This window comes from Luteimonas sp. FCS-9 (assembly GCF_001014645.1).
Taxonomy (GTDB): Bacteria; Pseudomonadota; Gammaproteobacteria; order Xanthomonadales; family Xanthomonadaceae; genus Luteimonas.
Genome location: NZ_LASZ01000006.1, coordinates 188,174 through 208,687, shown reverse-complemented (window position 1 = coordinate 208,687; position 20,514 = coordinate 188,174). Strand labels below are relative to the sequence as shown.

Annotated in this window: 18 protein-coding genes, 1 tRNA gene and 2 pseudogenes; 7 read left to right on the top strand and 14 right to left on the bottom strand. The window is 70.2% G+C overall.

The genetic code is table 11. The annotated features are described in order from the left end of the window. Positions 1 to 21: 21 nt before the first annotated feature. Together WQ56_RS07795 and dxs are read left to right on the top strand one after the other, a co-directional pair. A complete protein-coding gene (locus WQ56_RS07795) occupies positions 22 to 690 on the top strand; it encodes an HNH endonuclease (protein ID WP_047136507.1) in 669 nt (222 codons plus the stop codon). A 254-nt stretch (positions 691 to 944) separates the two neighbouring features. Next, positions 945 to 2,855 (top strand): 1-deoxy-D-xylulose-5-phosphate synthase, encoded by a 1,911-nt coding sequence (gene dxs / locus WQ56_RS07790; protein WP_047136506.1) that lies wholly within the window; start codon positions 945 to 947, stop codon positions 2,853 to 2,855. A gap of 48 nt (positions 2,856 to 2,903) precedes the next feature. Here the strand turns inward: dxs and WQ56_RS07785 are convergent, their stop codons facing one another. Further along, positions 2,904 to 3,602, bottom strand: a complete 699-nt coding sequence (locus tag WQ56_RS07785; RefSeq protein WP_047136505.1) for a helix-turn-helix domain-containing protein — start codon at positions 3,600 to 3,602, stop codon at positions 2,904 to 2,906. 84 nt (positions 3,603 to 3,686) lie between these two features. Between WQ56_RS07785 and WQ56_RS19280 the strand changes: the two are divergent. After that, a pseudogene (locus tag WQ56_RS19280) lies at positions 3,687 to 4,037 on the top strand (DUF1428 domain-containing protein); the annotation flags it as partial. A 27-nt stretch (positions 4,038 to 4,064) separates the two neighbouring features. Further along, positions 4,065 to 4,397, top strand: a pseudogene (locus WQ56_RS19045) (DUF1428 domain-containing protein); the annotation flags it as partial. Between the two features lie 52 nt (positions 4,398 to 4,449). Here WQ56_RS19045 and WQ56_RS07775 read toward each other — a convergent pair. The 10 genes from WQ56_RS07775 to thrS all read right to left on the bottom strand — a co-directional run bounded on the left by WQ56_RS07775 (position 4,450) and on the right by thrS (position 13,629). Continuing rightward, a complete protein-coding gene (locus WQ56_RS07775) occupies positions 4,450 to 5,478 on the bottom strand; it encodes a TraB/GumN family protein (protein ID WP_047136503.1) in 1,029 nt (342 codons plus the stop codon). A 165-nt stretch (positions 5,479 to 5,643) separates the two neighbouring features. Further along, a tRNA-Pro gene (locus tag WQ56_RS07770) sits at positions 5,644 to 5,720 on the bottom strand. A 47-nt stretch (positions 5,721 to 5,767) separates the two neighbouring features. Beyond that, the gene (locus WQ56_RS07765) at positions 5,768 to 6,124 is read right to left on the bottom strand and encodes a MerR family transcriptional regulator (RefSeq protein ID WP_047136502.1); all 357 of its coding nucleotides are present in this window, start codon (positions 6,122 to 6,124) and stop codon (positions 5,768 to 5,770) included. After that, positions 6,117 to 6,434: an integration host factor subunit alpha gene (locus WQ56_RS07760; protein ID WP_047136501.1), complete on the bottom strand. Its 318-nt coding sequence runs from the start codon at positions 6,432 to 6,434 to the stop codon at positions 6,117 to 6,119. The genes WQ56_RS07765 and WQ56_RS07760 overlap by 8 nt, the downstream gene beginning before the upstream one ends. 21 nt (positions 6,435 to 6,455) lie before the next feature. After that, positions 6,456 to 8,843, bottom strand: a complete 2,388-nt coding sequence (gene pheT, locus WQ56_RS07755; RefSeq protein WP_047136500.1) for a phenylalanine--tRNA ligase subunit beta — start codon at positions 8,841 to 8,843, stop codon at positions 6,456 to 6,458. A 118-nt stretch (positions 8,844 to 8,961) separates the two neighbouring features. Continuing rightward, positions 8,962 to 9,972 carry a phenylalanine--tRNA ligase subunit alpha gene (gene pheS, locus WQ56_RS07750; protein WP_047136499.1) on the bottom strand — a complete coding sequence of 337 codons (1,011 nt, stop codon included), beginning with the start codon at positions 9,970 to 9,972 and terminating at the stop codon, positions 8,962 to 8,964. A 166-nt stretch (positions 9,973 to 10,138) separates the two neighbouring features. After that, positions 10,139 to 10,498: a 50S ribosomal protein L20 gene (gene rplT, locus WQ56_RS07745; RefSeq protein ID WP_047136498.1), complete on the bottom strand. Its 360-nt coding sequence runs from the start codon at positions 10,496 to 10,498 to the stop codon at positions 10,139 to 10,141. Positions 10,499 to 10,511: 13 nt separating this feature from the next. After that, entirely contained in the window at positions 10,512 to 10,709 is a 198-nt protein-coding gene (gene rpmI / locus WQ56_RS07740) for a 50S ribosomal protein L35 (RefSeq protein ID WP_047136497.1), read from the bottom strand. 394 nt (positions 10,710 to 11,103) lie between these two features. After that, positions 11,104 to 11,649 (bottom strand): translation initiation factor IF-3, encoded by a 546-nt coding sequence (gene infC / locus WQ56_RS07735; RefSeq protein ID WP_082132261.1) that lies wholly within the window; start codon positions 11,647 to 11,649, stop codon positions 11,104 to 11,106. A gap of 66 nt (positions 11,650 to 11,715) precedes the next feature. After that, a complete protein-coding gene (thrS, locus tag WQ56_RS07730) occupies positions 11,716 to 13,629 on the bottom strand; it encodes a threonine--tRNA ligase (protein WP_047136495.1) in 1,914 nt (637 codons plus the stop codon). A 324-nt stretch (positions 13,630 to 13,953) separates the two neighbouring features. Here thrS and WQ56_RS07725 point away from each other — a divergent pair, with 324 nt between their 5' ends. Then, the gene (locus WQ56_RS07725; RefSeq protein ID WP_047136494.1) at positions 13,954 to 15,003 is read left to right on the top strand and encodes a LacI family DNA-binding transcriptional regulator; all 1,050 of its coding nucleotides are present in this window, start codon (positions 13,954 to 13,956) and stop codon (positions 15,001 to 15,003) included. Here WQ56_RS07725 and WQ56_RS07720 read toward each other — a convergent pair. Then, positions 14,982 to 15,374 carry a group III truncated hemoglobin gene (locus tag WQ56_RS07720; protein WP_047136493.1) on the bottom strand — a complete coding sequence of 131 codons (393 nt, stop codon included), beginning with the start codon at positions 15,372 to 15,374 and terminating at the stop codon, positions 14,982 to 14,984. The genes WQ56_RS07725 and WQ56_RS07720 overlap by 22 nt on opposite strands. A gap of 165 nt (positions 15,375 to 15,539) precedes the next feature. On the opposite strand from WQ56_RS07720, the gene azu reads away from it, so the two are divergent. Both azu and nirK read left to right on the top strand, forming a co-directional pair. Next, entirely contained in the window at positions 15,540 to 15,995 is a 456-nt protein-coding gene (gene azu, locus WQ56_RS07715; RefSeq protein ID WP_047136492.1) for an azurin, read from the top strand. Between the two features lie 444 nt (positions 15,996 to 16,439). Next, positions 16,440 to 17,609, top strand: coding sequence for a copper-containing nitrite reductase (nirK, locus tag WQ56_RS07710; RefSeq protein WP_047136491.1), 1,170 nt, complete (start codon positions 16,440 to 16,442; stop codon positions 17,607 to 17,609). A 579-nt stretch (positions 17,610 to 18,188) separates the two neighbouring features. Here nirK and WQ56_RS07705 read toward each other — a convergent pair. Beyond that, on the bottom strand, positions 18,189 to 18,584 hold the full coding sequence (locus tag WQ56_RS07705; protein WP_047136490.1) for a SirB2 family protein: 396 nt from the start codon (positions 18,582 to 18,584) through the stop codon (positions 18,189 to 18,191). A gap of 91 nt (positions 18,585 to 18,675) precedes the next feature. Further along, on the bottom strand, positions 18,676 to 19,899 hold the full coding sequence (locus WQ56_RS07700) for an NnrS family protein (protein WP_082132265.1): 1,224 nt from the start codon (positions 19,897 to 19,899) through the stop codon (positions 18,676 to 18,678). Positions 19,900 to 20,514: the final 615 nt, after the last annotated feature.

The following is a 20,514-nucleotide window of genomic DNA, read 5'->3' as shown; positions in this document are numbered from 1 at the left end:
CGGGTATATGCTCGATTCCCGATGGAGACCGACTGCGCGCGTCCTCGCCTCGTCCCCACCGGTTCCGATCCGGCGCCGGTCGCCGAAGCATCCGCCGGCGCTTGCGCTCCCCGCCCCCACGCCACCGGCGTCCGCCTGCTCGCGCTCGACGCGCACGGCCGGGCCCTGAACTGGATCAGCTGGCAGGACGCCGCCTGCCTGTACGCGCGCGACGCGGTAGCCTGGACCCTCGGCGATCCGTGCATCACCGTGCTGGGTGGGCTGTGCCGGGCGACCGGACGCCAGAGCCGGCTGGACCTGCACCCGATCATCGCCGGCCGCAGCCACGCGCGCGCCAGCGCGGTCGACCCGACACCGGCGCTGACCAATCCCGCGCTGTTCGCCCGCGACCACCAGCTGTGCCTGTACTGCGGGCGCCAGGTCGGTCGCCAGTCGTTGACCCGCGACCACGTCGAGCCGCTGTCGCAGGGCGGGCTGGACATCTGGGAGAACGTGGTCGCCGCGTGCGTGGCCTGCAACTCGCGCAAGGGCGGGCGCACGCCGCAGCAGGCCGGCATGCCGCTGCTGGCGGTGCCGTTCCGGCCGAGCTGGATCGAGCACCTGATCCTGAGCAACCGCAACATCCTCGCCGACCAGATGAGCTTTCTCAGCTCCCATCTGCCCCGCCGCGGCCCACGCGCCATCGCCTGAATCGAAGCGAGGATGCCCGGCCGCCCGCGGGCGGCGTTCGACGCGACGCATGCGCCGGAAGGCGCATGCAAACGTCGCGGCTCACCCTCGCCGACCAGATGCGCTTTCTCAGCTCCCATCTGCCCCGCCGCGGCCCACGCGCCATCGCTTGAACCGGGGGCGGCGTTCGACGCACCCCGGCGCTCCGCCCACTGCCCGCTGTCCACGCACCCGCAGCATGACGCCCGGCCGGGGCCAGGCCTTACAATGGCGGGATGACCGATTCCACGCGCTATCCGCGCCTTTCGCGCATCGACGCGCCGTCCGACCTGCGCCAGTTCGACGAGAGCGAGCTGCCGGCGATCGCCGACGAGCTGCGCGCCTACCTCATCGAGTCCGTCGGTCGCAGCGGCGGCCACTTCGGCGCCGGGCTCGGCGTGATCGAGCTCACGACCGCGCTGCACTACCTGTACGAGACGCCCGAGGACCGCATCGTCTGGGACGTCGGCCACCAGACGTACCCGCACAAGATCCTCACCGGCCGCCGCGACCGCATCCACACGGTCAAGCAGAAGGACGGCGTGGCGCCGTTCCCCAAGCGCGAGGAATCGGAGTTCGACACGTTCGGCGTCGGCCATTCGAGCACCTCGATCTCGGCCGCGCTCGGCATGGCGGTCGCCAACGCGCGCGCCGGCAACGAGCGCCGCGTGGTCGCGGTGATCGGCGACGGCGCGATGACGGCCGGCATGGTCTACGAGGCGCTCAACCACGCCGGCGGCATGGAACCCGAGCCCGACCTGCTGGTGGTGCTCAACGACAACCGCATGTCGATCAGCGAGGCGGTCGGCGGCCTGACCCAGATGCTCGGCCGCATGACCGGCAGCCGCACGCTCAACGCCCTGCGCGAGAGCGGCAAGAAGCTGCTGGGCGACAAGAACAACCCGACCGCGAAGTTCGTGCGCCGCTGGGAGGAACACTGGAAAGGCATGTTCGTGCCGTCCACGCTGTTCGAGGAGATGGGCTTCCACTACACCGGCCCGATCGATGGCCACGACATGAAGGCGCTGGTCGGCGCGCTCAAGACGCTGCGCGGGCTCAAGGGACCGCAGCTGCTGCACGTGATCACGACCAAGGGCAAGGGCTACGAGCTCGCCGAGGGCGACCAGATCGGCTACCACGCAGTGTCGCCATTCGACCCGACCAAGGGCGTGGTCGCCAAGGGCGGCGCCAAGAAGCCCACCTACACCGACGTCTTCGGCGACTGGCTGTGCGACATGGCCGCCGCCGACGACCGCCTGCTGGGCATCACCCCGGCGATGCGCGAGGGCTCGGGCCTGGTGCGGTTCTCCAAGGAATACCCCGACCGCTACTTCGATACCGCGATCGCCGAACAGCACGCGGTGACGCTGGCTGCTGGCATGGCCTGCGAGGGCGCCAAGCCGGTCGTGGCGATCTACTCGACGTTCCTGCAACGTGCCTACGACCAGTTGGTCCACGACGTCGCGGTGCAGAATCTCGACGTGCTGTTCGCGATCGACCGCGGCGGCGTCGTCGGGCCCGACGGCGCCACGCATGCCGGCAACCTCGACCTGAGCTTCCTGCGCTGCGTGCCGAACATGGTCGTGATGGCGCCGGCCGACGAGGACGAGGCCCGGCGCATGCTCACGACCGGCTTCCGGCACCTGGGCCCGGCCGCGGTGCGCTATCCGCGCGGCACCGGCCCCGGCACGGCGGTCGACCCGGGCCTGGAGACGCTGCCGATCGGGCAGGCGCAAATCCGCCGGCAGGGCCGCCGCATCGCCCTGCTCGCCTTCGGCGCCATCGTGCCGCCGGCCGAGGTCGTCGCCGCCGAGCTGGATCTGACCGTCGTCAACATGCGCTTCGTGCGCCCGCTCGACCGCGCGCTCGTGCTCGAGCTCGCGCGCTCGCACGACGGCTTCGTGACGCTGGAGGACAACGTCGTCGCCGGCGGTGCCGGCTCGGGCGTGGCCGAACTGCTCAACGCCGAGGGCGTGACGATGCCGATGCTTCACCTCGGCCTGCCAGACGCGTTCCAGCATCACGCCAGTCGCGAAGACCTGCTGGCCGAGGCCGGGCTGGACGTCGCCGGCATCCGCGCCGCGGTGCTGGCACGCTGGCCGGACCTGGCGACTGCCGCCCCGGCCGTGGACAGCGCCGCGGGCTGAGGCGAGGCCTGAGGGCCCAAGGGGGCCTCAGCGACCTGCGGCGGTGGGTTATCGGGCCCCGGCCGCGATCTTGTCGGGCAGCGCGAAGCAGTCGACGAACCGCGCGGCGAGCCCACGGTCGCCGGTCAGGCGCAGCGCGCCCGCAGCTTCGGCCTCGGCGAACGGTCGCCCGGCGTAGACCAGAGTGACGAAGGTCGTCGTCGTATCGGTATCGAACCCCACGTCCACCGCGTCCGACTCGCCACGCTCGATCTCCAGGCCCGCGGGTGACAGGCGGCCGACGAAGGCGCTGTCGGGGAAACGGAACGCCAGCGTCATCGCCAGCGGCTCGCGATCGGGCCGCAGCATCGTGCGCAACGACAGCATCGTCGAGACTGCCGACAGCGGACGCATCGGGTCGTGCAGCGGCGAGCGCACCGCCCAGCGGCCGAGCGCCTGGAAGATCGGCTCGGCCTCGTAGCCCCACGACGTCAGCTCGTACGCCTGCACCCGCGCTGGCGGCGGCAGCTGGCACCGCCGCAGGATGCCCGTGCGCTCAAGGCCCGCCAGCCGCTGCGTCAGCACGTTGGCACTGATGCCGGTCAGGTCGGCCTTGAGATCGGAGAAGCGGCGCGGCCCGAACATCAGTTCCCGGATCACCAGCAGCGACCAGCGCTCGCCGACGAACTCGAGCGCGAGCGCAGCGCCGCAGGCGTCGTCGTACCAGCGCCGGGCGCCGCCGCTATCGGTATCTTTTTCTGACTTCATGGTTGTTTTTTATAACTTTCAAGTCCAGGATCAGCAATGCGTCCACCGAGACGCCTCGTTCCACTCACCGACAGGAGAAGGCGGATGACCTATGTCCAGGGATTCGTGGTCGCGATCCCCACGTCCAACCGGCACGCGTACGAACAGCATGCCCGCAACGCGTTCCGGCTGTTCAAGGACTACGGCGAGGTGCGCTGCGTCGAGACCTGGGGCGACGACGTGCCCCGCGGCGAGCACAACGACTTCCAGGGCGCGGTGCATGCGACCGACGAGGAAACGGTGGTGTTCAGCTGGATGGAGTATCCGGACCGCGCCGCCCGCGACGCCGCCTACGGCAGGATGATGGCCGATCCGCGTATGCAGCAGATGCCGGAGATGCCCTTCGACGGCAAGCGCATGGTCATGGGCGGCTTCGCGCCTTTCGTCGATGTCGGCAGCGGGCGCGGCCGCTACTTCGACGGCTTCCTGCTGCCCGTCCATGCCGACCAGCGCGAGGCGTACGCCGCACTGGCGCGCAAGGCCGCCGACGTGTTCCTCGACCACGGCGCCGTACGCGTGGTCGAGGCCTGGGGCGACGACGTGCCCGAGGGCAAGCACACCGACTTCCGGCGCGCGGTCCTGCTCGCGGACGGCGAGCACGTGGTGTTCGCGTGGGTCGAATGGCCGTCCAGGCAGGTGCGCGATGCGGCCCGGCCCAAGCTGATGGACGACGCGCGGATGCAGCCCGAAGGCGACCTGCCGTTCGACGGCAAGCGCGTGGTCCAGGGGGGCTTCGCGGTGCTCGTCGACGAATGAGGCGACGCCCGTCCCGGACGTCCGCCGCGCTGCGCGGCGCGCGACCGGCGCGCTACGGCGCCTCGACGACGTAGCCCTTCGCGGCGAGCTTGGCCAGGTAGCCATGCTCGCCGAGCACCAGCGCCATCGGCAGCGTGGCGAACGTCGTGGGGTGCTGCGCGAGCGCGGCCTCGCCCGCCTCGAGCCAGCGCGCCTCCACGCGCCGGTCGATGTCCTCCACGCCCAGCCGCTTCGCCAGTTCGCCCTGGGTGAAGGTCCGCATGCACACGGCGTAGGCGTTCTCGCCCGGCAGCGCGCGCAACGTCGCGATGTCGCCGACCGCCCAGGCGTTGGCGCGCTGTCCCATGTGCTGGAGGTCGCGCTCGATCCGCACGAGCATCCGCTCGAAGCAAGGGATGTCGTCGAGCGGCGCCCCGCCGAACTCGCGCAGCAACGCCTTCGGGTCGTCGATCCGGATCTCCACCTCGGCCTCGATCACCGGAATGTCGTGCGCCTTCGCCACGCGCGCGACGACCGGCTGCACCACGCTGCCCTGGCGCAGGCGCGAGCGCTTGATCGCCGATTCGTAGAGTTCGGCGGCCGCTAGGATCGGCCGCCAGCGCTCGACGCGGTCGCCGCGGCCGAGCCAGCGCGCCTTCAGCGGCTGCCAGCGCGCGTAGAGCGCGGGCGGCACCACGTCCTGCAATCGCGCGCCGTCCGGATTGCGGCGCGCCCTCAGCAACGACGGCAGCAACAGCATCCCGCGGAGCCGGCCGACACCGGATTCGACCCGGATGCCGGGCGCTGCGATCACCGCCTGCGAGCGTGCGACGACGGCCTCGACCTCACCCGACATCCAGTCCATGTCGCGCGGCAGCGGCGACAGCTCGCCGAGCACGTAGAGCGTGTGGTCGCCGTGGTGCACTTGCCACAACCCCGGACCCGGCTGGGCGCCCGAAACCACGACCGCGCGCAGGTCGACGATGTCGGGACCGGCGGGGGCCGGCGCCGTCGTGCCGCTCTCGGACACCTGCGCCCGTACCGGCATGGCCGTGCAGCCCAGCAGGAGCGCGAGGCAGGCCCCAACGATCGTTCCGCGCATCCGCCCGTCCTCCTGGTCCGAACATCGCATTGAATGCGCGCCGTCCGGTCCCGGCAAGTCGCGCATGCGTCGGCGTGCGCGACCGGCGGCGCGCGTGTCCGCGAGGCGCCCGGCTCCCGCAACGTCGGACAAAAAAAGGCCCGCGCGAGGCGGGCCCTGAAAAATTGGTCGGGGTAGCCGGATTCGAACCGACGACCACTTGTCCCCCAGACAAGTGCGCTACCAGGCTGCGCTATACCCCGGAAAGCTGGGCAGTATACCCGTTGGCGGGCGTTTCGCCCATGCCGATTCAACGCTTGAGCAGCTGCAGCACGTCCTCGAGCTCCATGCGCACCTGGCGCACGATCTGGCTGCTCAGCGCCGATTCCTGCTTGGCGCCCTCGCCTTCCAGGCGCAGGCGCGCGCCGCCGATCGTGTAGCCCTGCTCGTACAGCAGGCCGCGGATCTGGCGCACCATCAGCACGTCGTGGCGCTGGTAGTAGCGGCGGTTGCCGCGGCGCTTGACCGGGCTCAGGCTCGGGAACTCGGTCTCCCAGTAGCGCAGCACGTGCGGCTTGACGTCGCACAGCTCGCTGACTTCGCCGATCGTGAAGTAGCGCTTGGCCGGGATCGGCGGAAGTTCGCGGTTGCTGCCCGGGTCAAGCATGGGCGGCTCCCGCGCCGACGGTGCCGGTGTAGGCCTCGACGCGCTCCTTGAGCTTCTGGCCCGGGCGGAACGTGACCACCGTGCGCGCGGAGATCGGGATCTCCTCGCCGGTCTTGGGATTGCGGCCGGGGCGCTCGTTCTTGCGGCGCAGGTCGAAGTTGCCGAAGCCCGACAGCTTGACCTGCCGGCCATGCTGCAGCGCCTCGCGCAGGACGTCGAAGAACGCGTCGACGAACTCCTTGGCCTCGCGCTTGTTCAGCCCGACTTCCTCGTAGAGCTTCTCGGCCATGTCCGCCTTCGTCAACGCCACGCCGTCATCCCCCTGTGCACCTCAGCCTCGGATCTTCGCACCGTGGTCGCGCGCGAGCGCCTCGACCACGTCCGCGACCACCGAATCGACGTCGCGATCGGTCAGAGTGCGCGATGTTTCCTGCAGAATCAAGCCCATGGCGAGACTCCTGAAACCCGATTCGACCCCCTGCCCGGCGTAGCGGTCGAACAGCCGGATCGCGGTCAGCAGCGGCCCGGCCGCGGCGCGCGCGGTGGCCTCGAGCGCGGCCCAGTCGACGGACTCGGGCGCGACGATCGCCAGGTCGCGGCGCACCGACGGGAAGCGCGACAGCGGCGCCACGCGCGGCAGCGCGCGGGCCTGCAGCGCCGCGGCGTCGAGTTCGAAGGCAACGACCGGCGCGTCGACGTCGAGCGCGCGCAGCAGCCGCGGGTGCAGCTCGCCGATCCAGCCGACCCGCACGCCGTCACGCAGCACGTCGGCCGAACGGCCCGGATGGCCGTGGGCGACGGTCGAGCGCCGGAAGTCCAGCTGCGCGCCGGCGACGCGCGCCAGCGCCTCGAGGTCGCCCTTGAGGTCGAAGTAGTCGACCGGGCGCGCAGCGGCGCCCCATTGCTCGGCATTCGCGTCGCCGGCCACGGCCGCGGCGACCCGCAACGTCTCCACCGGCGCGCCTGCGTCCGCCGCGCCCGAGGCCCGGCTTTCGAACACCTTGCCGAGTTCGAACAGCCGCACGCGCGCCTGCTGGCGGGCGAGATTGCGCGCCAGCGTCGCCACCAGCCCCGGCAGCAGCGCGGTGCGCATGACCCCGAGCTCGGCGCTCAGCGGGTTGGCCAGTGGCACGGCACCGTCGTCGGCCTGCCAGGCGGCGAGCAGCGCGGCGTCGACGAAGGCGAAGTTGACGGTCTCCAGGCAGTCGCGGGCGACCAATTGGCGACGCAGCTCGGCCTCGGCGACCCGGGTCTCGCTGGGCGCGGCGATGCGGGTCGCGCCGCCGGGCAGCGTCGTGGGCACCCGGTCGTAGCCGTGGATGCGCACGACCTCCTCGATCAGGTCTTCCTCGATCGCCAGGTCGAAGCGCCGCGTCGGCGCGGTGACCTGCCAGCCGTCGGCATCGGCCGCGACCTCAAGCCCGAGCGCGCGCAGGATGCGCTCGACCTCGGCATCGTCGACGGTCAGGCCGAGCACGCGCGCCAGCCGCGCGCGGCGCAGCGCGATCGTGCGCGGCTGCGCCAGGTGCGCGTCGAGCTCGGCCGCGGTCACCGGCCCGGCCCGGCCGCCGGCGACGTCAAGGATCAGCCGCGTCGCGTACTCGAGGGCGGTGCGCGGCAGCTCGGGATCGACACCGCGCTCGAAGCGGTGCGCCGCGTCGGTGTGCAGGCCCAGGCGCCGGCTGCGGCCAATGATCGCATCGGGTGCGAAGTGCGCCGATTCCAGGAACACGTTGCGCGTAGTGTCGGTCACCCGGGTGTCGAAGCCGCCCATCAGGCCGGCGAGCGCGACGACGCGGTCGGCGTCGGTGATGGCCAGGAACTGTTCGTCGAGCGTCGCCTCGCGGCCGTCAAGCAACTTGAGCGTCTCGCCGCCGCGCGCGCGGCGCACGCCGACCGGGCCGGTCAGCAGGTCGCGGTCGAAGGCATGCATCGGCTGGCCGAGCTCGAGCATCACGTACTGGGTGACGTCGACGAGGAAGCTGACCGGGCGGATGCCGCTCCGGCGCAGGCGCTCGGCCATCCACACCGGCGTTGGGCGCGTCGCGTCGACGCCCTCGATCACGCGGCCCAGGTAGCGCGGCGCGTCGCCCTCGGCGTCGAGCGTCACCGGCAGCGCGGCCGTGGACGCGACCTCGACGGCCGGCGCCTGCAGCGGCGCGACCTCGCTGCCGAACGCGGCGGCGACGTCGAACGCGATGCCGCGCACGCTGAAGCAGTCGGCGCGGTTGGGGGTGAGCTTGAGTTCGATCGTGGCGTCGGGCAGGCCCAGGTAGTCGGCCAGCGGACGGCCGACCGGCGCGTCTTCGGGCAGTTCGAGCAGGCCCGACGCGTCGGCGTCGATGCCCAGCTCCTTCGCCGAGCACAGCATGCCGTTCGACGCGACGCCGCGCAGCCTGGCCGCCTGGATTGTCAGCTCGCCCACGCGCGTGCCGATCGTCGCCAGCGGCGCGACCAGGCCCGGGCGCGCGTTCGGCGCGCCGCAGACGATCTGCAGCGGCTCAGCGCCGCCGGCATCGACCTGGCACACCTGCAGCCGGTCGGCCTCGGGATGCCTGTCGGCCGAGACGATGCGCGCCACGACGACGCCGTCGAGCGCGCCGCCCAGCGGCACGATGTCCTCCACCTCCAGGCCGATCGCGGTCAGCGTCGCGGCGAGGTCCTCGCGCGAGGCGTCGGTGCGGACGTGCTGGCGGAGCCAGTTTTCGGAAAATTTCATGCTGGAATTCCGGGATACGGGATTCGGATTCGGGATTGGGGATTCGAAACAACGGGGATCCGGTATCGGTCGGGATCCGCTGTCCGAATCCCCAATCCCGAATCCCGTATCCCCTTCCTCAGGCAAACTGCCTGAGGAACCGCACGTCGTTGTCGAAGAACGCGCGCAGGTCGTCGACGCCGTAGCGCAGCATGGCGAAGCGCTCCACGCCCATGCCGAACGCGAAGCCGGTGTAGCGCTCCGGATCGATGCCGACCGCGCGCAGCACGTTGGGATGCACCATGCCGCAGCCGAGCACCTCCAGCCAGCGGGTGCTGCCGTCGGCCTGCTGCCAGGCGATGTCGACCTCGGCGCCGGGCTCGACGAACGGGAAGTAGCTGGGGCGGAAGCGCATCTCGAAGTCGCGCTCGAAGAACGCGCGCACGAACTCGCTGAGCGTGCCCTTGAGGTCGGCGAACGTCGCGTGCTCGTCGACCAGCAGGCCCTCGACCTGGTGGAACATCGGCGAATGGGTCTGGTCGCTGTCGGACCGGTAGACCTTGCCCGCGGCGATCATGCGCAACGGCGGGCGGTGCTCGCCCATGTAGCGCACCTGCACGCCGGAGGTGTGCGTGCGCAGCAGGCGCGCGACGCCAGCCGCGTCGGGCGCGAAGTAGAACGTGTCGTGCATCGCGCGCGCCGGGTGGTGCGGCGGGAAGTTCAGCGCCTCGAAGTTGTGCCAGTCGTCCTCGATCTCCGGGCCGTCGGCCAGTTCGTAGCCCAGCCGGCCGAAGATGTCGGCGATGCGCTCGAGGGTGCGGCTGATCGGATGCACGCCACCGCGGCCGGCGTCGCGCCCGGGCAGCGTCACGTCCACCGTCTGCGCGGCCAGGCGCGCGTCGAGCGCGGCGTCGTCGAGCGCGGTCTTGCGCCGGGCCAGCGCCGCGCCGATCGCATCGCGCGCGCGGTTGATCGCCTCGCCGGCCGCCTTGCGCTGGTCGCCGGGCAGCGCGCCGAGCGTCTTGAGCTGGGCGGTGATGCTGCCGCTCTTGCCCAGCAGCGACACGCGCAGCGCCTCGAGCGCCTCGGGCGTGTCCGCCGCGTCGATGTCGGCCAGCGCCCGGCTCGACAGGGATTCGATTTCGCTCATCTACAGGCCCGTCACTGGTGGAGGTCCGCGCCGCCGGCACGCCCGGGACCGGGGCGCCGCACGTTCGGGTGCCGCAAAAAACGATGGGGAAGGACTCGCGCCCTTCCCCACGTGGCCGCCGGACGGATCCGGCGGCAGTACCGCTTTACGGTGGAGACGACGGCCTTTAGGCCGCCAGCGCGCCCTTCGCCTTCTCGGCGAGCGCGGTAAAGCCGGTGGCGTCGTGCACCGCGATGTCGGCCAGGACCTTGCGGTCCAGCGTGATGCCGGCCTTGAGCAGGCCGTTCATGAAGCGGCTGTAGCTGATGCCGTTCAGGCGGGCCGCGGCGTTGATGCGCGTGATCCACAGCGAACGGTAGTCGCGCTTCTTCTGCTTGCGACCGATGTATGCGTACTGGCCGGCCTTGATGACCGCCTGCTTGGCGACGCGGAAGACCTTGCGACGGGCGTTGTAGTAGCCCTTCGCGCGGCCGAGGACCTTCTTGTGACGGCGGCGCGCTTGGACGCCACGCTTGACTCGTGCCATGGTTCAGTCCTCCTCAGAGATACGGCAGCATGCGGTCGAGACGACCGCTGTCGCACGCCGGAATATGGTTCGTCTGGCGAAGATTGCGCTTCCGCTTCGTCGCCTTCTTGGTGAGGATGTGGCTGCGATTGGCGTGGCCGGCCTTGTACTTGCCGGAAGCCGTCTTCCGGAAACGCTTGGAAGCGCCCCGGTGCGTCTTGATCTTGGGCATTGCGAGAGTCCTTGTGGGATACGAGTACTGACCGGGCGGCGGCCTTCGCCACGCTTTCCATCCATGCCCATGCCGGTGTTCAGGCCTCGATCCCCGCGGGATTCCGGCCGGTCCTGATACCGCTCAAACCACCCGGACAGGCCGGGAGCCGCGCATTATGCCGCGCGGCGCTTTGGCTTGCAAATCATCGGCTTGGCCGGCGGCAGGTGTGCGGTGGGGCGCTCCCCGGCCGATCGGTTCGCGCGCGAGCGCGCTCCTACGGGGGCTAGAGCCGAAGCGGGCCGGTCGGCGCGCCAGAACGGAAAGAGGCGCCTTGCGGCGCCTCCTCTCGCCCTCGCCCCGCTCCCGTCAGCGGGAGAGGGGGACCGGGATGTTCACGCGCGAAGCGCGCGGGTCACTTCTTCTTCGGCGCGATCATCATCACCATCTGCCGGCCTTCCAGACGCGGGCGCGACTCGATCACGATGTCCTCGCCCAGGTCGGCCTCGATCCGGGCCGCCATCTCGCGGCCCAGCTCCTGGTGGCTCATCTCGCGGCCGCGGAAGCGGATGTTGACCTTGATCTTGTCGCCTTCCTCGAGGAAGCCGCGCATCTTGCGCAGCTTGATCTGGTAGTCGCCCTCGTCGGTGACCGGCCGGAACTTGAGTTCCTTGATCTCGACCTGCTTGGTCTTCTTCTTGGCCTCGTTGGCCTTCTTCTGCTGTTCGAACTTGAACTTGCCGAAGTCCATGATCTTGCAGACCGGCGGGTCCGCATTGGGCTGGATCTCGACGAGATCGAGCCCTTCTTCCTCGGCGGTGCGCAACGCCTCGTCGCGCGACAGCACGCCGATCATTTCTCCGTCCGAACCGATCACGCGCACACGGGGTACGCGGATGTCCTGGTTGCGCCGATTCTGCTTGTCAGGGGTGCTAATACTGCAATCTCCAAGATGGAACATGCCGCCGGCTCGCCAGCCAACGGGGCGACCGGCGCGGTCCATGGTGGATCCGCGCCGGTGAAGGACTCATGCTGACACCGGCTCCGCGCGGAGGCGCGAAACGAAGTCGTCGATCGGCATCGTGCCCAGATCTTCCCCGGACCGCGTCCGAACCGCGACTGCGCCGTTTTCCTTCTCGCGATCCCCGACCACGAGCAGATACGGCACCCGCTGCAGCGTGTGCTCGCGGATCTTATAGCCGATTTTCTCGTTCCGCAAATCGGCCTCGATCCGGACGCCTTGATTCGCAAGGGATTTCCGGACCTCCTCGACGAAATCGGCCTGGGCGTCGGTGATGTTCATCACCACCGCCTGCACCGGCGCCAGCCAGGCGGGGAACTGGCCGGCGTGGTGCTCGATCAGGATGCCGATGAAGCGCTCCATCGAGCCGACGATCGCCCGGTGCAGCATCACCGGGGTGCGGCGCTGGCTCTGCTCGTCGACGTACTCCGCGCCCAGGCGGCCGGGCATCATGAAATCGACCTGCATCGTGCCCAGCTGCCAGGTCCGGCCGATCGCGTCCTTGAGGTGGTACTCGATCTTCGGGCCGTAGAACGCGCCCTCGCCCGGCAGCTCCTCCCAGGCCACGCCGCAGGCCGACAGCGCGTTGCGCAGCGCGGCCTCGGCCTTGTCCCAGGTCGCGTCGTCGCCGAGCCGCGATTCGGGCCGCAGCGCGATCTTGATCTGGATGCCGTCGGGCGCGAAGCCGAAGGTCTCGTACACCGCCAGCGCCTGGCGGTGGAACGCGGTGACCTCGGACTCGATCTGCGCCTCGGTGCAGAACACGTGGCCGTCGTCCTGGGTGAAGCCACGCACGCGCAGGATGCCGTGCAGCGCGCCGGACGGCTCGTTGCGGTGGCACGAGCCGAACTCGCCGTAGCGGATCGGCAGGTCGCGGTAGCTGTGCAGACCCTGGTTGAAGACCTGCACGTGGCCGGGGCAGTTCATCGGCTTCACCGCGTAGGTCCGCTTCTCGGACTCGGTGAAGAACATGTTGTCCTTGTAGTTGTCCCAGTGACCGGACTTCTGCCACAGCGAGACGTCGAGGATCTGCGGGCAGCGCACCTCGCCGTAGCCGCTGTCGCGGTAGACGCGGCGCATGTGCTGCTCGACCACCTGCCACAGCGCCCAGCCCTTGGGATGCCAGAACACTAGGCCCGGCGCCTCCTCCTGCAGGTGGAACAGGTCCTGGGCCTTGCCGATGCGCCGGTGGTCGCGCTTCTCGGCCTCCTCGATGCGCTGGACGTAGGCCTTGAGCTGCTTGGCATCGGCCCAGGCGGTGCCGTAGATGCGCTGGAGCTGCTCGTTCTTCGAATCGCCGCGCCAGTAGGCGCCGGAGATGCGCGTGAGCTTGAACGCCTTGAGGAAGCGCGTGTTGGGCACGTGCGGACCGCGGCACATGTCGACGTACTCCTGGTGGAAGTACAGGCCCATCTCGGTGATCTCCGGGCCCATGTCGTCGATCAGCCGCAGCTTGTAGTCCTCGCCGCGCGCGCGGAAGGTCTCGACCACCTGCTCGCGCGGGGTCATCTTCTTGACCACCTCGTACTCGGTGTCGATCAGCTCGCCCATGCGCTTCTCGATCGCCGCCAGATCGTCGGGCGTGAACGGCCGCTCGCTGTAGACGTCGTAGTAGAAGCCTTCTTCGATCACCGGGCCGATGACCATCTTGACGTCGGGATAGAGCTGCTTGACCGCATGGCCGACCAGGTGCGCGCAGGAGTGGCGGATGATCTCCACGCCCTCGGGGTCCTTCGGGGTGAGGATCTGCAGCGTGGCGTCGTGGTCGATCAGGTCGGAGGCGTCGACCTGGCGGCCGTCGACCTTGCCGGCGACGGTGGCCTTGGCCAGCCCGGGGCCGATCGACTGGGCGACCTGCATGACGGTGACGGGATGTTCGAACTCGCGGCGGCTGCCGTCGGGAAGCGTGATGGTGATCATGGGGGTGTGGGCCGTGAAGGGGTGATGGGCGATTCGTGGCGGCAGGCGATCGTGCGTTCCGATCGCCGCGCCCGAACCACCGCGCGTCGCATAAAAAAAGCGCCGCGAGGGCGCCATGGGGAACCCGCGGGGCGATCAGCGCTGGAAGACGGTAGTGCTCATGTCGCACGCTCGGCCGGCGGAACGCGGGCCACCTGTCGGCTGGGAAGGAAGGGACGCAGGGCACCGATTCTAGCCCAGATCGCCCGGTCCGGCGCCCGAAAAGCCGGGGCCGGGCCGCCGCGTGGCATCATGGCCCCGGCCCCAGCGCCGCGACCGCGTGCGATGACGATCAAAGGCAAGCCCACCTCCCTCGATATCGCCCACCTGGCGGGCGTGTCCCAGCCCACGGTCTCGCGCGCGCTGCGCGGCAGCCCGTCGGTGAACCGGGACACGCGCGAGCGCATCCTCGCGATCGCGCGCGAGCTCAACTACAAGGTCGACAAGAACGCCTCGAACCTGCGCTGCCAGCAGTCGGGCACGCTGGCGCTGCTGTTCTTCGAGGAGCCGGCGGACGATGCGATCAACCCGTTCTTCCTGTCGATGCTCGGCGCGATCACCCGCGCCTGCGCGCTGCGCGGCTACGACCTGCTGATCTCGTTCCAGCAGCTGTCGAGCGACTGGCACGCCGACTACGAGGACTCGCACAAGGCCGACGGGCTGCTGCTGCTCGGCTACGGCGACTACCTCGAGGCGCGCGGGCGGCTGCAGCAGCTGGTCGAACAGGGCACGCGCTTCGTGCGCTGGGGCGCGGCCCTGCCGGGCCAGCCGGGCGTGTCGATCGGCAGCGACAACTTCCAGGGCGGCCACGCGATGGCCGGCCACCTGCTCGCCCAGGGCCGCCGGCGCATCGCCTTCCTCGGCGATGCGTCCGCGCGCTACCCCGAGTTCCAGGAACGCCACCGCGGCCTGGCCGCAGCGCTGGCCGGGGCGGGCCTGGCGACCGACCCGGCGCTGCAGGTCGACGCGGTCACCAGCGAGCAGTCGGGCTTCGAGGCCGCGCGCGCCCTGCTCGCCCGCGGCGTGCCGTTCGACGCGATCTTCGCCGGCAGCGACCTGATCGCGATCGGCGCGATGAAGGCCCTGCACGAGCATGGCCTGCGGGTGCCGGACGACGTCGCGGTCGCCGGCTTCGACGACATCCCGCTGGCCGCGTTCGTGACCCCGGGGCTGTCGACCGTGCAGCAGGACACCCGGCAGGCCGGCACGCTGCTGGTCGATACGCTGATCGCGCAGATCGAGGGGACGGCCGCCGAGAGCCGGACGATTCCCGGCCGCCTGGTGCTGCGCGGCTCGACCGGTGGTCCGCCGCCTCAACCGCCTGCGGCGCGGTAGCGCGCCAATAGCGTCGCGGCGACGCGCTCGGCCATCTCGTCGGCCAGCTGCTGCATCGGGGCATTGTCCAGCTCGGCGGTGGTCTGGCGGAACAGCGCCAGCCAGCGCGCGAACATCGCCTCGTCGAGGGCCGGCAGCGCCAGGTGCCGCTGGACCGGGGCGCCGCGGAAGCGGCGGGTGCCGCGCAGCATCGCCGACCAGAAATCGACCAGCAGCGCCAGATGCGCCGGCCAGTCGGCCACGTGCGCCTCGAACACCGGCCCCAGCAACGCGTCGGCGCGGGCCCGCGCATAGAAGGCGTGGACCAGTCGGACCACGTCCTCCTCGCGGCACAGCGCGGGACCTGGGGCGGGCGTCGGACGATCGGGCATGGACGGTGTGCCCGGCGCCTCGGCCCGGGACATGAACGGCAGGACAGCGCCATCATCCCGCCCGACGGCACGAAAGGCCAGGATGATCCAGATCAAGGCGCGGGCCCCGGCAAACCCGGAACATCCCCCTCAAGCAAGAAGACCAGACCCCAACGGAGACGCTCCATGAACACCCGTACGATGCTGCTCGGCCTCGCCCTCCTCGGTGCCGCCGGCATGGCCCACGCCGCGCCCAACTGCACTGTCAGCCTGAAGGGCAACGACCAGATGCAGTTCGACCAGAAGACCGCCACCGTTTCGGCCAGCTGCCGCACGGTCACCATCGAGCTGGCCCACACCGGCAAGCTGCCGGCCGCCGCGATGGGCCACAACGTCGTCGTCACCGCCACCCCCGACGCCGATGCGGTCGCCCGCGACGGCATCAAGGCCGGCGCCGCCGCCGACTACATCCAGGCCGGCGACAAGCGCGTGCTGGCGCACACCAAGCTGATCGGCGGCGGCCAGACGGCCACGATCACCCTGCCGGGCTCGGCGCTGAAGGCCGGTGGCGACTACACCTACTTCTGCTCCTTCCCGGGCCACTCGGCAATCATGCGCGGCAAGCTGGTCGTCCAGCCCTGACCGATCCGCCCCGGGCCGCCGGCCCGATCCGCGAGACCAGGCGCCACCTTCGGGTGGCGCTTTTTTTGGATGGCATCGGACCGATACGTGCGCCAGTCGTCCCAATGCCGTGTAGGAGCGCGCTTGCGCGCGATGGACATCTCCGGGAACGCCCATCGCGCGCAAGCGCGCTCCTACAAGACAGCTGCGCGTGATCGGCACATGCATCCGGCTCTGGCCGGGCTTTGATAGAAGCCCGGAAAACGCCCATCCAAAATGGTTTCCGAATCAATTGATTTGAATCAATACCGGCTTTGATCGAAATCAAATTGTTCAATTGAAACAATCACTCACGGATTATCCATTCACATATTCTTGATCCCGATCAAGGCGACGCATAAACCCTGGACGCATATTGTTCCCACGCCAAACAACAAGCGAACGGAAACAAAGGAGAACGCCCAGATGCACGCCCTGAAGACCAGCCTGCTCGCCGCCGCAATCGCGCTCGCAGCCTCCCCCCTGCTGTCCAGCCCCGCCCAGGCGGTCGATGCGAAGGACCTCGTCAACGCGACACTGAGCGGCGCCTCGGAACTGGCCAACCTGCCGCGTCAGCGCGTCGAGCTCAAGCGCCCGCCCTTCGTCCACGATCACGAGCAGGTCGCCAAGGGCGGGCCCAAGGTCGTGCAGTTCACGTTGCCGATCGTCGAGAAGGAAATCGTCATCGACGGCGAAGGCACCAAGCTGCATGCGATGACCTTCGGCGGCTCGGTCCCCGGCCCGCTGATGGTCGTGCACGAGGGCGACTACGTCGAACTCACGCTGGTCAATCCGTCCACCAACTCGATGGTGCACAACATCGACTTCCACGCCGCCACCGGCGCGCTGGGCGGCGGCGACCTGACGGTCATCCAGCCCGGCGAGGAAGTGGTGCTGCGCTGGAAGGCCACGCGTCCGGGCACGTTCGTCTACCACTGCGCCCCGGGCGGCCCGATGACCCCCTGGCACGTGGTCTCCGGCATGCAGGGCACGGTGATGGTGCTGCCGCGCGACGGCCTGAAGGACGGCGACGGCAAGTCGCTGCGCTACGACCGTGCGTACTACGTCGGCGAGACCGACTTCTACGTGCCGCGCGATGCCGACGGCAACTTCAAGACCTACGGCTCGCACGCCGAGGCGCTGCCTGACACGCTGGCGACGATGAAGAGCCTGACGCCCTCGCACGTGGTGTTCAACGGCGCGGTCGGCGCGCTGACCGGCGAGCAGGCGATGACCAGCAAGGTCGGCGAGACGATCCTGCTCGTGCATTCGCAGGCCAACCGCGACAGCCGCCCGCACCTGATCGGTGGCCACGGCGACTACGTCTGGGAGGAAGGCAAGTTCAACAACGCGCCGCTCAGGGACCTGGAGACCTGGTTCATCCGCGGCGGCTCGGCAGGGGCCGCGCTGTACACCTTCCGCCAGCCCGGCCTGTACGTGTACCTCAACCACAACCTGATCGAGGCGGTCCTGCTCGGTGCCGCGGCGCACATCAAGGTCGACGGCGACAAGTGGAACCACGACCTGATGACCACGCCCTCCCCGGTCGGCCCGATCAAGCCCGGCACCAGCCTCGCGCTGCCTGCCGACAAGTAAGTCACGCGCTCTCTCCAGCGCCGGGCCACCCCTGCCTCGCAGGGGTGGCTTTTTCGTTCGTGGGCCCGCGCGGTCCAGCCGCGTGTACCCTGCCGGCGCTCGTCGCATCGTCCAGCCGGATGCGCGCGGCGGGCGCTTGTTGCCCGGCCCGCAGACGCCGCCCCGGCCGACGGTGCGAGGCGACGGAAGGCCGGCACTGCCTGGGCATGCCCCAGATCGCGCGGCGACCAGGCATCGCCGCCGGCGCCCACGCAGCACGTTGTCCGCCTGCCGGTCTGACCCACCCGCGCAATGCGTCCGACGCCAGGAATGCCGCCAAGCAGCCGGTCGGGCGCCGCATACCGGGACGTCACGGACATGCCTGCGCACACGCGCCATGCGCCCGACCGGATCACGCGCCAGGATTCTGGCCCGTGACCGGCGACGCGGTGCGAGCCGCGGCGAGACGCCGTCGTGGGGACATCATGTCGGACGCGCACCGCCCTCGCGCGCGACCCGCAGGCAGTCCGCGCGCCACGTACCGGAGCGCCGATGGCCCCCAGTGGTGGCCGCACGCGTCCTGCACGTCCGAAGGCCGCCTCAGAGCAGGTAGAAGATCCCCAGCGGATGATGCGCGCGGGCGATGCAGTAGATCTGCGCGAACGTCAGCAGCGCCGCGACGTAGAGGATCGCGCGCGTGCGGCGTGGCCGCTTCTGGCCGAAGGCCAGGATGCCCAGCACGACGTAGACCACGATCAGCACCACCTTGGTCGCCAGCCAGCCGTTGGCGTAGAGCGCGCCGGGCAGGATGGTCAGCAGCATCATCGCCGCGGTCAGCAGTGCGGTGTCGATCGTGTAGCTGGTGTAGCGCACGACCGCCGCCTTCGGCCAGCGCATGCCGGCGAGCAGGCCGGCGCCGCGCAGCGCGAACAGCGCGCCGCTGGTCAATGCCAGCCCCATGTGCGCGTGCTTGATCTGGGGGTAGAACTCGATCATCGAAACGGAACCTCGGAATGTCGGCCAGCGCGCCGCTGTCGCGTCGCGGCCGGCGATGAAGGGGACAGCATGCCGGGCGGTCGCCCGGCCGTCATCCCGGCTTGCCGTCGGCGCGCGGCGACAGGTAGATGGCGCCGATCCGGGCCACCCACGGGCCCAGCACGACCAGCCAGCCAAGCGCGGACACCGCCAGCCACAGCATCGTGTCGGGCAGCACCTCGGCCGAGATCCGCAGCGCGGCGACGATCTGGATGCCGATGAAGGCCCACCACGCCGTGCCGGTCATGCGCAGCGGGCGCCCGGAATGGCCCTGGGTCACGCGCGTCACCATCGCGACCAGCACGCTGCCGAACAGGCCGATGAACAACGCGTGCGCCGGCGCGCGTCCGAGCAGGAACGTGCCGGTGTCGAGATACAGCAGGCTCTGCGCGGCGTGCAGCACGAACGTCACCGGCCACCACAGCAACCCGAAGAACAGCGTGCTCAACAGCCCCGGCGCCGCGCCGCGCGGCCACCAGCGCCACAGGGTGTAGAGCGCCAGCCCGAGCATCGGCAGGTCGACCAGCCACAGCCACGCGTAGGCGTGCACGAGCTCGAGCGCCAGGTGCGCGGCCAGCAGCGCCCACATCGCACCGAGCCACCCCATCGGCCGCCAGGCCACGTAGCCGGGCACGACGTTGCCCGCGAAGAACGGGAACATCCGGTGCGCGACGGTCAGGTACACCGGCAGCAGCAGGCCGAACGTGCCCAGCTTGATGCTGACGAACACCAGCCACGGCGAGCCGGTCGCGACGAACCCGGCGAAGCACAGCAGTCCCGCCATCCCGAGCCACAGCGCGGCCAGGCAAGAGCGCGCATGCCAGGTGCGCCCGCGTTCGGACAGCACCAGCCGCGTCAGCAGCCACAGTCCGGTGCCCCACCCGGCCAGCGTCATGAACAGGCCGATCGTCAGCGCGACCTCCAGTCCCATCGCCGCGCACAGCAGCAAGGCCTGGCCACCCATCAACCCGATGCCGACCGGCAGGTACTGCCAGCGCGGCACGTCGCGCAGGCCCAGCCAGCGCGGGAACGTGGTCAGCAGGAAACCGAAGAAGAAGCTCGGCAGCACCTGGTACTGCATCACGAACGCATGCAGCCAGCCCGGATGCGTCGCGGACTGCGGCATCCCGAAGCCCAACTGCCAACGCTGCGCCGCCAGCCACGCCGCCCACCACAGCATCGCCAGCAGCAGGTTGCCCGCACCGATGAAGAACATCAGCCGGTGCGGAGCGACAGCCAGCAACTGCGGCGAAGGACGGGGCGCGGAAGTGTTCATGCGGGCATCTTCGGCCATGCGCCCTCGCGCCGTCGTTGACGTGGGTCAATCGCCCCCACGACGGACGCCAGCCTACTGCCTCCCGCTTTACGTTCCGACGCCGCACCCGCACACGCAGACATCGCCGCTCTCCGATCCGACATCGCCCCCGTGTCCAGCGCCTGTCGGGGGCCGCGACCACCAAGCGGATGTCGGGCCGCGACTGGGCACGGTACCCGGCAGGCGCACACGCAGACGCCGCCGCTCTCCCATCCGATATCGCACCCGCGTCCAGCGCCTGTCGGGTGCCGCGACCACCAAGCGGATATCGGGCCGCGACTGGGCACGGTACCCGGCAGGCGCACACGCAGACGCCGCCGCTCTCCCATCCGACATCGCACCCGCGTCCAGCGCCTGTCGGGTGCCGTGACCACCAAGCGGATATCGGGCCGCGACTGGGCGCGGTACCCGGCAGGCGCACACGCAGACGCCGCCGCTCTCCGATCCGGTCTCGCACCCGCGTCCAGCGCCTGTCGGGTGCCGTGACCACCAAGCGGATATCGGGCCGCGACTGGGCACGGTACCCGGCAGGCGCACACGCAGACGCTGCCGCCGCGCTCCGATCCGACCTCGCCC